Origin of the sequence: Sedimentibacter sp. (genome assembly GCF_033447055.1) — a bacterium.
Lineage (GTDB): Bacteria > Bacillota > Clostridia > Tissierellales > Sedimentibacteraceae > Sedimentibacter.
In genome coordinates this window covers 1-14,068 of the sequence record NZ_JAWQJF010000094.1, presented here as the reverse complement: position 1 = coordinate 14,068, position 14,068 = coordinate 1, and the positions used below count along the sequence as shown (strand labels likewise).

Annotated in this window: 10 protein-coding genes, 1 tRNA gene and 2 pseudogenes; all 13 read left to right on the top strand. The window is 32.4% G+C overall.

The genetic code is table 11. From position 1 onward, the window contains the following. Positions 1-254 (top strand): annotated as a pseudogene (locus tag SA378_RS06320) (Fic family protein); the annotation flags it as partial. A 7-nt stretch (positions 255-261) separates the two neighbouring features. Then, positions 262-1,185: pseudogene (selD, locus tag SA378_RS06315) on the top strand (selenide, water dikinase SelD); the annotation flags it as partial. A 37-nt stretch (positions 1,186-1,222) separates the two neighbouring features. Continuing rightward, complete coding sequence (gene selA / locus SA378_RS06310) at positions 1,223-2,623, top strand: L-seryl-tRNA(Sec) selenium transferase (protein WP_318525133.1); 1,401 nt, start codon at positions 1,223-1,225, stop codon at positions 2,621-2,623. Positions 2,624-2,637: 14 nt separating this feature from the next. Continuing rightward, positions 2,638-4,542 carry a selenocysteine-specific translation elongation factor gene (selB, locus tag SA378_RS06305; RefSeq protein WP_318525134.1) on the top strand — a complete coding sequence of 635 codons (1,905 nt, stop codon included), beginning with the start codon at positions 2,638-2,640 and terminating at the stop codon, positions 4,540-4,542. Between the two features lie 127 nt (positions 4,543-4,669). Continuing rightward, entirely contained in the window at positions 4,670-5,356 is a 687-nt protein-coding gene (locus SA378_RS06300; RefSeq protein WP_318525132.1) for a response regulator transcription factor, read from the top strand. Between the two features lie 328 nt (positions 5,357-5,684). Continuing rightward, positions 5,685-6,761: a glutamine-hydrolyzing carbamoyl-phosphate synthase small subunit gene (gene carA, locus SA378_RS06295; protein ID WP_318525131.1), complete on the top strand. Its 1,077-nt coding sequence runs from the start codon at positions 5,685-5,687 to the stop codon at positions 6,759-6,761. Further along, positions 6,748-9,954: a carbamoyl-phosphate synthase large subunit gene (carB, locus tag SA378_RS06290; protein ID WP_318525130.1), complete on the top strand. Its 3,207-nt coding sequence runs from the start codon at positions 6,748-6,750 to the stop codon at positions 9,952-9,954. The genes carA and carB overlap by 14 nt, the downstream gene beginning before the upstream one ends. Before the next feature lie 47 nt (positions 9,955-10,001). Then, positions 10,002-10,098: transfer RNA gene (locus tag SA378_RS06285), tRNA-Sec, on the top strand. Between the two features lie 16 nt (positions 10,099-10,114). Next, positions 10,115-10,483 carry a universal stress protein gene (locus tag SA378_RS06280; protein WP_318525129.1) on the top strand — a complete coding sequence of 123 codons (369 nt, stop codon included), beginning with the start codon at positions 10,115-10,117 and terminating at the stop codon, positions 10,481-10,483. Positions 10,484-10,489: 6 nt separating this feature from the next. Then, the gene (locus SA378_RS06275) at positions 10,490-10,795 is read left to right on the top strand and encodes a YkvA family protein (RefSeq protein WP_318525128.1); all 306 of its coding nucleotides are present in this window, start codon (positions 10,490-10,492) and stop codon (positions 10,793-10,795) included. 97 nt (positions 10,796-10,892) lie between these two features. Continuing rightward, positions 10,893-12,392: a hypothetical protein gene (locus SA378_RS06270; RefSeq protein WP_318525127.1), complete on the top strand. Its 1,500-nt coding sequence runs from the start codon at positions 10,893-10,895 to the stop codon at positions 12,390-12,392. Between the two features lie 170 nt (positions 12,393-12,562). Then, positions 12,563-13,264, top strand: coding sequence for an ABC transporter ATP-binding protein (locus tag SA378_RS06265; protein WP_318525126.1), 702 nt, complete (start codon positions 12,563-12,565; stop codon positions 13,262-13,264). Next, the coding region (locus tag SA378_RS06260) for an efflux RND transporter periplasmic adaptor subunit (protein WP_318525125.1) at positions 13,257-14,068 on the top strand (812 nt) is incomplete at its 3' end. The genes SA378_RS06265 and SA378_RS06260, both read left to right, overlap by 8 nt.

The window sequence follows — 14,068 nt, the reverse complement described above, 5'->3', positions numbered from 1 at the left end:
TATATAAACAAAAAAAAGAACGTATCGCAGAAGTTACGCATTCGCAATACGCTATAAAGACACTCGATACGTTGTTCCGACGCCCTATTTTTAACTCGAGTGATTTTATAAAACTTTCAGGAATACCCAAGGCTAGTGCTATGCGCATCTTACACAATCTAAAAAAACACAACATAATCATAGGCCTTCGGCCTGGCAAAGGCAGACGTCCAGGAATAATGGCATTTCGCAAATTACTTGATATTATCAATTAAAAATGATAAATTAATTGTAGGGCTGGAAACGTCAGATGATGCAGCAGTATATAAAATAAATGACGATTTAGCTATGATTCAAACGGTTGATTTTTTTACACCAATTGTTGATGATCCGTATACTTTTGGCCAAATTGCAGCAGCTAATTCCTTAAGTGATGTTTATGCTATGGGGGGAGAACCTGTATTAGCACTTAATATAATAGGATTTCCAAATTGTCTTAGTCCTGATGTTATGGCTGAAATATTAAAAGGCGGAGCTTCTAAAGTGATGGAAGCAGGAGCGACCGTTGCAGGAGGACATTCCGTTGAAGATGATGAGCCTAAATACGGACTGTGTGTAACCGGCTTTGTTGAACCTAGCAAAGTATTTAAAAATTATGGAGCAAAACCAGGAGATGTTTTGATATTAACAAAGCCAATAGGTACAGGAATAATCAATACAGCAATTAAAGCTTCCATGTGTTCAAAGGAAACAGAGAAGAAAGCCATTCACGTGATGGCGGAACTTAACAAAAATGCTAAGAGGGTTATCGAAAATTATCCGGTTAGCAGCTGTACTGACATAACTGGCTTTGGTCTTGTAGGCCACGCTGCAGAAATGGCTGAAGCAAGCAAGGTTACGTTTGTTATAAATATAAAAAGCGTACCTGTTATTGAAGGCACGTTTGAATATTCGCAAATGGGATTGGTTCCTGAGGGTTCATATCGAAACAGAAAATATTGTGATAGCAAAGTTAGTTGTGAAGGTATTGAAGAAGAGTATATAGATTTAGCATATGATCCTCAAACATCAGGAGGATTGTTATTTTCTGTTGATGAAAGTTATTTGGAAGATATTATGAACGATCTAAAACAAAATTTAAATACAGAATTTGCATTTATAGGCAGAGTTACAGAAAAGCAAAATAAATTTATCAATTTAGTTTAATTATTAATTTTTTAGATTTGATGCCAAGGAGCAAACAATGGACAAAAAACAATATTACAGGAGCATTCCAAAGATTGATACGCTAATGGAAACGGATGAAATTAAAATTCTATCAGAAAATTGCAGCAGAGAATATGTATTGGAATCTGTAAGAAAAGCAACAGAAGATTTAAGAGAATATATAAATGTTTGTGATAGTGAGGAGAAAATAAACAAAAGAATAGAAACAATAATTGATGATATTTCAAAGGATGTAAAATTGTTAACCTCATTTAATATGAAAAGAGTCATAAACGGAACCGGAACAATTCTTCATACAAATTTAGGAAGAGCAGTCATATCTGAGGAAATTGCTGAAAGAGTCAAAAAAACAATAACAGGTTATTCAAGCCTTGAGTACGATTTAGAAGCAGGAGAAAGAGGTTTAAGGTATTCTCACTTTGAAAAAATTGTTACGAAAATTACAGGAGCTGAGTCTGCAATGGCGGTTAACAACAATGCCGGAGCGGTGCTTTTAATTTTGTCGGCCTTGGCAAAAGGCAAGGAAGTCGTTGTATCAAGAGGAGAGCTTGTGGAAATAGGCGGTTCCTTTAGAGTCCCTGATGTAATGGCTCAAAGCGGCGGCAAATTGGTGGAAGTTGGAACTACCAATAAAACCCACTTATTTGATTATGAAAATGCCATAACAGATGAAACAACAGCTTTATTAAAAGTACATACAAGCAATTACAGAATAGTTGGTTTTACAGAATCAGTATCACTTGAGGAACTTGCCAGCCTTGCCCATAAAAATAATATTCCTGTTATAGAAGATATAGGGAGCGGAGTATTGGTCGATTTAAGAAAATATGGACTTTCATATGAACCGACGGTCCAGGAATCTATTAAAGCAGGAGTAGATATTGTGTGCTTCAGCGGTGACAAACTTTTAGGCGGACCTCAGGCGGGAATTATTGTAGGAAAAAAACATTTAATTGACAAAATTAAAAAGCATCCTCTCACAAGAGCCTTAAGAATCGATAAATTTACAGCAATAGCTTTGGAAGCTGTATTTCATGAATATATTGATGAAGAAAGGGCTGTTAAAAACTTGCCGGTGTTGAAATTAATAAACAGAGGAATTAAGGATATAAAAATTCAAGCAGAAGAACTGTACAATGAGCTGTACCCTGTCATAAAAGATTCCTGCGATATAAGCATAGAAAGTTGTGAATCTCAAATAGGAGGAGGTTCTCTTCCTCTTGAAAGAATAGATAGTCTAGCGGTATATTTTAAACCAAAAACAATGACAACAGCTCATTTAGAAAAACAATTAAGACATTTGGAAACACCAATAATAGGAAGAATTGTAAATGATAGTTTTATTATAGATTTAAGGACAGTCCTTGAAGGTGAAATAAATTTGATTTGTGAATCATTGAAAAATATTTTTGAGTAAATTACCCGGAGGACATTATGAACATAATTATTGGAACAGCTGGTCATATTGACCATGGCAAAACAACTTTGGTAAAAGCGTTGACCGGCAGAGAAACTGACAGGTGGGAAGAAGAAAAAAGAAGAGGAATTACAATAGATTTAGGATTTACATATTTTGATCTTCCTGATGGAAACAAAGCAGGCATAATTGATGTGCCCGGACATGAGAAATTTATAAAAAACATGCTGGCAGGAGTAATCGGCATGGATTTAGTTCTTCTTGTAATTGCTGCAGATGAAGGAATGATGCCACAAACAACGGAACATATGAATATACTCAATCTTCTTGGAGTTAAAAAAGGAATTGTTGTGCTTACTAAGTATGATTTAATAGATCCTGAATGGCTTGAACTTGTAAAAGAAGATATAAAAGAAGCTTTAAAGGATACATTTTTAGAAAATGCGCCAATGGTTGAGGTATCATCTAAGACAGGTTATGGAATAAATAATTTGGTTGATGTTATATGCAAGCAAACAAATACTGAAGTAGAACAAAGAGATTTAAACACTATTCCGAGACTTCCAATTGACAGGGCATTTTCTATTACAGGTTTTGGAACTGTAATAACAGGCACATTAATTTCGGGAATTTTAAAAAAGGGCGACGAAGTAGAAATATATCCTGTAAATAAAATATGCAAAATTCGTAATATTCAAGTTCATTCAAGTGATGCTGATAAAGCATACGCAGGTCAAAGAACGGCTATAAATTTATCAAATATAAAAAAAACTGAAATTTACAGAGGGTGCGTAATTGCTCCTGTTAATTCCATGAAAAATACAATGATGCTTGATGTTAAGCTTAATTTGTTAAAAAGTTCAAGGCGCATTGTTGAAAACAGGTCAAGACTCCATTTGTATACAGGAACGAGCGAAGTACTTTGCAGGGTGGTTCTCCTTGACAGAGAAGAACTTTCTCCTGGGGAAAGCTGTTATGCGCAGTTAAGGCTTGAAGAAGAAATTGCAGTAAGAAGATCTGATAAGTTTATTGTAAGATTTTATTCTCCAATGGAAACAATCGGAGGAGGAGAAATAATTGAGCCTGTTCCAAAGAAAAAGAAAAGATTTGACGACAAGCTTATAGAAGAACTTACAGTTAAAGAAAAAGGATCAAGCACTGATGTTATAGAAAAGATAATAAGAGAAAATTCTAAATTAGTTCCATCTATTGCTGAAATTGCCAAAATAACAGCTTTGACTGAAGAAGAAATCAAAAACAGTGTTGAATTGCTTGAAGAAGAAGAAAAATTATCTCTATTTAAACTAAAAAATGATACATATGTGTGGCATAAAAGTTTTGAAAGAGAACTTGAAGAAAATATCGAAAAATATATTTTTGCTTACCACGAAAACAATAAGTATTCAAAGGGAGCCAAGAAGTCTGAAATTAAAAGTAAGTTTCTTCCGACACTAAAGCAGAATGTATTTGATTTGGCAGTTTTATCGTTTACAGAAAAAGGATTGATAAAACAGGATGGTGAATTTCTGTTTCTTCCTTATTTTCAAATACAATATGATGAATTGTATAAAAAAATTGAAGGAATAATAAACAAATCATTAATTGAAGCAAAATTTGATTTCATGAAGCAAGAAGATTTGTTGCTAAAAATAAATAATAACAAAGCAGAGGATATTTTAGCTTTCATGCTTGACGAAAAAAAACTTATTAAAGTTAATGATGTTGGTATAACAATTACAAGCATTTATGATGAAGCAAAAACAATTTTAATTAATTATATAATGCAAAATAATAAAATAACTGCTGCGGAATACAGAGATTTATTGAATACAAATCGCAAAATTGCTATTGGTCTTCTTGAGCATTTTGATATGATAAAAGTGACAAAAAGAGTTGGAAATGACAGAGTTCTATTTTAGTTTTATAAATTTGTATTTTACTTTAATTTTACTTTTATTTAATATTGTTCTTGACATTTTTTGTAAACCAATGTAATATTAATAAAAGTTTAATTTTTGTAACAAACTAATTTAAGGAGCGTAATAAATGAAAGTATTGATCATAGATGATGAGCTTTTATTGATTAAGGGACTCAAGTATAGCTTGGAGCAAGATAATTATGAAGTTGATTCAGCACTGGATGGCAATGAAGCATTAAGAAAAATCGCTTTAATCGAGTATGATATAATACTTCTTGATTTGATTATACCTGAAATGGATGGCCTTGAAGTTTGTCAGAAAATTAGAGAAATAACAAACGCTCCATTATTAATTTTAACAGCAAATAGTGAGGATATGAATAAAATTTTAAGCTTGGAGTATGGGGCTGACGATTATGTGACCAAGCCTTTTAATATTTTAGAGCTTAAAGCCAGAATGAAAGCTATACTTCGAAGGACAAAAGGAGTTTCTCAAAAGCCAAATGAACAAACTATAGTAGTTGATGATTTTATTATTAATGCTTTGGGAAGAAAAGTGAGTCTTCACGGACAGGAAATAAATTTAACAGCAAAAGAATTTGACCTGTTGCTATTGCTTGCAACTAATCCGGGAAAAGTATTTTCAAGAGAAGAGCTTTTAGAAATTATTTGGGGTTATGAATATTTTGGAGATTTAAGAACTGTTGATGTCCATGTAAGAAGACTTAGAGAGAAAATAGAAAATAAAGATAAAAATTACGAATACATTCTCACCAAGTGGGGAGTTGGATATTATTTCAGAAATAAGCATTAAAACTAACAATGAATTTTGCGAATGTGTTGATATACTGCAATTGTATTAATACTCGAAAATTTAAAAATATTCTGAAATTATTTTAAAAATACATATTGACAAACACTTCTACTTGTGATATTTTTTTATAGATAAAACTAGGGGTGTGAATATGGACTATAAAGATAATAAAGATAAGTGCAAGTTGATAAATATACAAAGTTTAATAGAATATTTTATAAAAAATGATTTGAATTTTACAAATAGCTGTATTCACTATTTTTATTAGTGAAGCAGCTGTTTTTTGTATATACAGGTTATTAATAAATATGATTTATTGGAGGAAAATATGAAAGGAAAATTAATACTAGAAAACAAAACTGTATTTGAAGGTGAATGTTTTGGAAAAATTTCTGAAACTGTTGGAGAAGTAGTGTTTAATACTGGAATGACAGGATATCAGGAAATATTAACAGATCCGTCTTACTATGGTCAGATAGTAACTATGACATATCCTTTAATAGGAAATTACGGAACAAACTTAGATGATTCACAGTCATCATTTCCAAAAGTTAAAGGATTTATAGTCAGAGAAGCTTGCAAAGTGCCAAACAACTTCAGATGTGAAATAGATTTAGATGTTTATTTAAAAAAGAATAACATAATGGGTATTGAAGGCATTGACACAAGACAATTAACTAAAATACTTCGTAATGCCGGGACAATGAAAGGTATTATAACCACAAATGATTTAAGTGATGATGAAATAACTAATATGTTTAATAATTTCTCCAATACAAATGCTGTAGATATGGTAACACCTGAAAAAGTTAAAACAATAGGAGAGGGAAATCTTCACATTGGTGTAATAGACTGCGGAATAAAAACAAATATATTGAATTCATTTGTGAATAAAGGATGCAAACTAACAATTTTCCCAGCACATATAAGCGAAGAAGAAATATTGAAACATAATTTGGATGGGATATTCTTATCCAATGGCCCTGGAGATCCTACTGATTTGCCAGATGTAATTGAAACTGTAAAATCATTGATAGGGAAAATGCCTGTTGCCGGCATTTGTCTGGGAATTCAAATTATTGCACTGGCTTTTGGAGCTGAAACAGAAAAAATGAAATTTGGGCACAGAGGATGCAATCACCCTGTTAAAAATTTGAAAACCGGTAAAGTTACAATTACTTCACAAAATCATGGTTACATGGTAAAGACTGATTCATTGACTGATGATTTGGAAATCACACATATTAATATCAATGATGGCACTGTGGAAGGGCTTAGACATAAAACACTTCCTGTAATGGGTGTTCAATATCATCCTGAAGCATGCCCTGGTCCACATGATTCAAACATCATTTTTGAGGATTTCATTAATTTATTCAAAGGAGAACAACATGGGTTTAGATAAAAGTATAAAAAAAGTGTTGGTAATAGGGTCAGGTCCTATAATAATAGGTCAGGCTGCTGAATTTGATTATTCGGGAACGCAGTGTTGCCGCTCATTAAGGGAAGAAGGAATAGAAACAATATTAGTAAATTCTAATCCGGCAACAATAATGACGGATGCAGAAATTGCAGATAAAGTGTATATAGAACCACTAACAGTTGAATATGTTGAGAAAATAATTGCAAAAGAAAGACCGGATAGTGTAATAGCGGGCATGGGAGGACAAACAGGACTTAATTTAACCGTTGAATTATATGACAAGGGAATACTTGATAAATATAATGTAAGGGTTATTGGAACTAGCATCGAATCTATAAAAATTGGTGAAGACAGAGAATTGTTCAAAGATATGATGAATAAAATAGGTGAGCCAATAGTCGATTCGGAAATTGTAAATGATGTTGAATCAGGCAAAAAAGTAGCGGCTCGAATTGGGTACCCTGTGATTATAAGGCCTGCTTACACTTTAGGTGGAACAGGGGGTGGAATTGCTAATAGTGAGGATGAAATGACTGAAATATTGTCGGCAGGACTTCAGCTTAGCATGAATAACCAGGTTCTTATTGAAAAAAGCATTAAAGGTTGGAAAGAAATTGAATATGAAGTAATGCGTGATAAAAATGGAACATGCATTACTATATGCAATATGGAAAACTTTGACCCTGTCGGGGTTCATACAGGGGACAGCATAGTTGTTGCGCCTTCACAAACTCTTTCAGATGTTGAGTATCAAATGCTTAGAACTTCATCAATTAAAATAATTGATGCAATTGGAATTGAAGGAGGATGCAATGTTCAGCTTGCACTTAATCCAAACAGTTTTGAATATGCAATTATAGAAATCAACCCAAGGGTAAGCCGTTCTTCAGCTCTAGCTTCTAAAGCAACCGGTTATCCAATTGCAAATGTAGCTACAAAAATTGCACTCGGCTACAATCTTGATGAAATTAAAAATGCAGTAACCGGCAAAACTTCTGCTGCTTTTGAACCAACGCTGGACTATGTAGTTTTGAAAATACCAAAATGGCCTTTTGATAAATTTTTCAAAGCTAAAAGAAGTCTTGGAACAAAGATGATGGCTACAGGGGAAGTTATGGCTATTGGAAACAGTTTTGAAGCGGCATTGCTTAAAGCTGTTCGTTCTCTTGAAATAAAACAATATACCTTATACAGCAAAAAAGCTGCAGAAAAAAGTATGGTTGAACTTAAGGCTAGAATACAAACCCCCGATGATGAAAGACTTTTTTATCTGGCAGAACTTATGAGAAGAGGATACAGAATTGGAAAAATTGCTGAGCTCACAGGAGTTGATAAATTTTTCCTTCACAAAATATTAAATATAGTTGAAGAAGAAGAGCTTCTAAGAAATGCAAATATTTCAGAACTTGATGAAGAATGGCTTAGAAAGCTTAAAAAAATGGGCTTTTCCGATAAAGGGATAGCAGATTTTATTAAGGCAAAACCAGGTGATATATATAACTTAAGAATGAAGCACAATATTAAAGCAGTATATAAAATGGTTGATACTTGCGGGGGAGAGTTTGAAGCTGTATCGCCTTATTATTACTCTACTTATGATGAATATGACGAAGTTAATATTTCAGATAAAAAGAAAATTCTTGTTATTGGTTCCGGTCCTATAAGGATAGGACAGGGGGTTGAATTTGACTATTGTTCAGTTCACAGTATATTTGCACTAGCTAAATGTGGAATTGAAACGATAATAGTTAACAATAATCCTGAAACTGTAAGTACAGATTTTGATATTGCCGATAAATTGTATTTTGAACCTTTAACAGAGGAAGATGTGTTAAACATTGTTGAAAAAGAAAATCCAAACGGAGTAATTCTTCAATTTGGAGGACAGACGGCCATAAAGCTTGCTAATTTCTTTAAAGAAAAAAATATACCGATTTTGGGAACTGATCCCGAACAAATTGATATGGCTGAAGACAGAGAAAAATTTGATGCAATATTAGAAAAATTGGGAATAAAAAGGCCAAAAGGCAAGGCTGTAATGAATTTAGATGATGGAATAAAAGCAGCAAACAGCGTTGGTTATCCTGTTCTTGTAAGACCTTCTTATGTGCTTGGGGGTCAAGGCATGGAAATTACCTATAATGAAGAAGATTTATCATCTTATTTAAGCAGTGCTTTTGAAAAAGATACAAAGAACCCTGTTCTTATAGATAAATATTTAGTCGGTCGTGAAATAGAAGTAGATGCGATATGTGACGGTGAGGATGTTCTTATACCGGGAATTATGGAGCACTTAGAAAGAGCAGGAATTCATTCCGGAGACAGTATATCCATATATCCTCCTAAAAATTTAAGCGTGAGCATTAAAGAACAACTTGGAGTTATAACTAAAGAAATAGCTAATGCTTTAAAAACTGTTGGTATGGTAAACATACAGTTTATAGAATTTGAAAATGAACTTTATATAATTGAAGTTAATCCTCGTTCAAGCAGGACTGTGCCTTATATCAGCAAAGTTACAAAAATTCCTATGATTGAAATTGCTACAAGAGTTATGCTTGGTGAAAAATTAAAAAATATGGAATATGGAACAGGGCTGTATAAGGAATCTAATCTTGTGGCTGTTAAAGTTCCTGTGTTTTCAACCCAGAAACTTGATGGAGTTGATGTGAGTCTAGGACCTGAAATGAAATCTACAGGAGAAGTTTTAGGTGTAGGAAAAAGCTACAATGAAGCATTGTATAAAGGATTTATTGCTGCAGGAGTTAAAATGCCTGATAAGAACAAAAAAATTCTGGCAACAATAAGAGACAGGGATAAAGATAACTTTAAGCCTATTGCTTTAAAATTATATCAGATGGGATATAAATTCGTTGCAACTGAAAATACATCCAAATATCTTAATAAAAATGGAATTAATTCAGACATAGTAAAAAAAGTTAGAGAAGCAAAACCAAATTTAATTGATTATATAAGAAGCGGAGATGTTGGCATAGTAGTTGATATACCAACAAAAGCTAATGATGTAAGCACTGATGGTTTCAGAATCAGAAGAACATCAGTTGAAGCTTCAATAAATGTATTCACTTCTTTGGATACTATATCAGCATTGACTGATATAATGGAAACAAAAATTTCAACTGAGTGTGTGGATGTTTATAATATCTCGGAGTGAAAATATTGCTTGTAAAAATTTTTATATTATGTTATCATTAATCTGATGGGGATAGATAGGTGCTGGTGTGCCTCCTGGTCTTCAAAACCAGTTGCGGGGCGTTAAACCGTCCTGGGTGGGTTCAATTCCCACATATTCCCGCCATTTAAGGAGAATAGCGATGCATAAAAATGTGTTGGTATGTGTTACGCAACAAAAAACATGTCAAATACTTATAGAGCATGGTTTTGAGTTGTCAAAAGATGATGGCAGTAATTTATATGTTATACATGTTGTTAATGAAAATGATAAGTTTTTATATAATTTAAGTGATGGAGATGCATTAGAATATTTATTTGAAATTACTAAAGATGTTGGAGCTAATTTAATAGTAAAAAGATCAAAGGATGTTATAAAAGCAATTGTGGATTTTGCAGTTGAAAAGGAAATAACCCATATTGTTTTAGGAAATTCTAAAACTAGTGATTCTGCAAATAATTTCGCAATGAAGCTTCAAAAAAAATTGCCGAATGTAGAATTTTTACAGTAGAAATATATGAGCAGATTTTATATTATTATAAAATTTCTATTAGATAAAAATATTTCTCTAAAGGAAAAATGGTGGGTAATAATTCCTTTGATATACATTTTGAGTCCTGCAGACTTAATTCCGGCTCCTGTTTTAGGATACAGTATCATTGATGATGCTGTGATGTTGGTTTTTCTTTTCACTGTGGTTTTTAATAAAACAAGAAGATATTATTTTGAAAACGACGGAAACAAGAAAAATGAAAAAGATAAAGATTTTAAAGAAAATATTGTTGAAAATGTTGAATATGAAATAAGAAAAGATGAGGAATAAACATTCTCATCTTTTTGTTGTAAAAAATTACAAAAACATCTTTATTTTTGTCGAAATTATTGTTAATATATAATAAAGAATATTCGGAGGTAGGCTTATGAATAATAATTATAAGGTTATCCGTACTATTTTTGAAAATGTATTCCAAAGAGTTTTGGAATGCAAGGACAATGATACGGGTGAAATATTTTACAGCAATGTAATAACAAGCCAAAAAGTTATTAATCTTATCAACATAGAAGAACTTAAACAAATCTCATCCAACATTTTGGAATGCTATAATACAGAAGATCGCATTTATATTTTCACAAAGCCTTTAAATACCGAATTCAAAAAAATCAGAGAGTTTTTAGTTAAAAGTCTAACATTGAAGCAACAGTTTAATTTGTCGTCGAAAGTTATTAGTCTAGGATCTGATATATTCAATATGACAGATGCTGTACAGCAAAAAATTCTTGATTTGGATAGGTTGTACATTGATGGAAGTGGTAATGTTTTGGTGGACTGCAATCTAATTTTTGAACAGGAATATGATATAGCAGATAATGAGACTTTTAAACGTCTTGGTAATATAATTCATTTTATATTTGCGGGCACAGAGATAGTTGATTACAATATATCAGATACAATACCGCCGGATATTTTAAAAATAATCGTAAGATGTCTCACGAGAGAATATATATTTCCAAATGATGTGTTAAATGAACTTAAAAGTTCATCTATATATTCTATGATATTTGGTGCTGAAAAATTAAATGATGTGGCTCCTTCTGAATTTATTGAAAAAGAACAACAAAATATTGTACATAGAAATAATTTTAAGGTAAACCAAGATGATGAAGAAAATCCGAAAAATTATGAAAATGATGATTCTGTGCTTAATATTTATTTAAATAACAATAATGCAAATGAGAAATTTGAAAAACCAAAAGCAGGAATATTATTAAATAAGGAGTTTTTAAGAGCTGCTGTGTCTATTCTAATAGTTGTGTTGGTTTTGCTCATTGGGAATTTTTTGATTGAAAGTTTCAGTAAAGAAAAAGAAGTTTCAGCGGAAGCTGGAAATGTTAATGAAAATCAACAAATCGAAGAATCTGAGGCGAATTCTGACAATACGGAAGTGGAAGAGCAACAGCCTTCAACATCAATAAGTGATTCAACACAAATGTATTTAAATGATGAACTAATTGATAAAGTAGAATATACAGGCTCCAGAGCAACAATAGACAATGATATATATCTTGAGGGACAAAGTGCATTATTTGTTGGAAATGACAGTGAAGGAAAAGTAAAATCTCTTTTTGCGGTAGTGGATTTTACAGATGAAAAATTCAACTACATGCTTAGAAAACAAATTGGGATTGCAGCTAAGATAAAATCCGAGAAAGATGTAACAGTCTTAATTGTACTTGAAGCATATAAAGATGGAGTTATAACATCAAATTTTCACACATCTATGAATAGTTATGATGATATGTGGTCTCAAGTAACTGTTCCAATAAATGTTACTGATGCAGATTCGTTAAATATTTATATAGAATATGAAGGACAAAATAAAGTATGGATTGATTCCATAAACATAGATGAAATAAAATAGCAAAATTAATGGAACGACTGAGTCGTTCTTTCTTATAAACTTAGATCGCGTAATACCGGTCTTTTGTTTTTTATAAATATATTTTAAAATGTTAAAATCAGAGAACTTTTTAACATATATTTACGTCATAAATAATGGACTGATGTAATAGGTAATAAGAGAGGTGAAATATGGAAATTATTAAAATGGAGGATATCTCCAAACTTTATAAATCAGGTCAAATTCAAGTTGAAGCATTGAAAAATATTTCTTTTACAATAAAGGAAAAAGAATTTGTTTCAATCATGGGGCCATCCGGCTCAGGCAAATCAACTCTTCTTAATTTAATAGGCTGCTTGGACCACGCTACAAGCGGAACTTATGAGCTTTCGGAAACTCTTGTAGATAAACTGAATGATTCAAAAATGTCAGAAATAAGAAATATGTTCATAGGATTTGTTTTTCAAAATTTTCATTTGCTTCCACGCATGAATGCAATTAAAAATGTTGAAATTCCTTTAATTTATAGGGGGATGAACATGAAGACCAGAAGAGAACTTGCTGAGAATGCATTGGAAATGGTTGGATTAAAGGAAAGAATGCACCATCTGCCATCACAAATGTCCGGAGGTCAGCAGCAAAGAGTTGCAATTGCAAGAGCAATAGTTGGAAATCCTGCGATTATTCTTGCAGACGAACCAACCGGTGCATTGGATACCAAGACTGGTGATATGATTATGCAATTATTTATAGAGTTAAACGAAAAAAAGTCTATGACAATTGTACAGGTTACGCATGAAGAAGAAATTGCCGAATATGGAAGCCGTATTATTAGATTAGTGGACGGAGAAATAGTATCTGATGTAAGTAGTGGAGGGGTAAAAAATGTATAAAAAAATAATATCTATAGTACTAGTCTTAGCAGTGGTTTTTTTTGGAGGTTATTTAACAGCTAAGCAGTTAATTCCTGATTCTTCACAAGTTTCTACAGGCCCTAGATATTCAACAAAAGCTGTGGAAAGAGGAGATATTAAGCAAGGCGTAAACATAACAGGACAATTAAACGGCAATTGGGGAGGGTCCATAACGGCACCAAAGCCGGAAGGAATTACTGATTCTAACGGAATGAGTGTTTCTGTAACATATACTGTTGAAGAAGTTTTTGTTGAACCTAATCAAATGACTAAAAAGGGAGACAACTTAGTTCGTTTATCAGCTGCTAACCTAGGTGATATTTTAGAAGATTTGACAGACAGCATACAAAAAAAGCAAGAAGATATACAGGATATAAATGAAGTTATTGAAGGAAAAATTGATGATTTAGAAGATAAAATAAACCAAGATATTACAGACATCAGTCAGATTAACCCATATGACGGCATAGTAATCAGTGCTCCAATTAAAGGAAGACTTTCAGAATTTACGGTAGAAGAAGGGGACATTGTTGAGGATGCTCACATTGCAACAATAGTTGATGACAGCAAAGTAAAAATTTCTTTTAAAATAAATACATACGAATACAGCAGTTTAAAAGTTGGTCAGAAAGTATTGCTTCAGTACAGAAGAGTATTGGAAAACGGAGGAACACAAACAGCATTTGACGGATTTTATTACGGTACAATTAAAAAACTACATTCAAATGCTGTTCCCGGGTTCGACAGCAGTACATACGTTCATAATGGGGAAATGAAGGCTGG

Excerpts from the sequence above, each read along its gene's own strand:
- selA (WP_318525133.1), top strand. The coding sequence starts at position 1,223 with ATGGACAAAAAACAATATTACAGGAGCATTCCAAAGATTGATACGCTA.
- SA378_RS06300 (WP_318525132.1), top strand. The coding sequence starts at position 4,670 with ATGAAAGTATTGATCATAGATGATGAGCTTTTATTGATTAAGGGACTC.
- carA (WP_318525131.1), top strand. The coding sequence starts at position 5,685 with ATGAAAGGAAAATTAATACTAGAAAACAAAACTGTATTTGAAGGTGAA.
- carB (WP_318525130.1), top strand. The coding sequence starts at position 6,748 with ATGGGTTTAGATAAAAGTATAAAAAAAGTGTTGGTAATAGGGTCAGGT.
- SA378_RS06280 (WP_318525129.1), top strand. The coding sequence starts at position 10,115 with ATGCATAAAAATGTGTTGGTATGTGTTACGCAACAAAAAACATGTCAA.
- SA378_RS06275 (WP_318525128.1), top strand. The coding sequence starts at position 10,490 with ATGAGCAGATTTTATATTATTATAAAATTTCTATTAGATAAAAATATT.
- SA378_RS06270 (WP_318525127.1), top strand. The coding sequence starts at position 10,893 with ATGAATAATAATTATAAGGTTATCCGTACTATTTTTGAAAATGTATTC.
- SA378_RS06265 (WP_318525126.1), top strand. The coding sequence starts at position 12,563 with ATGGAAATTATTAAAATGGAGGATATCTCCAAACTTTATAAATCAGGT.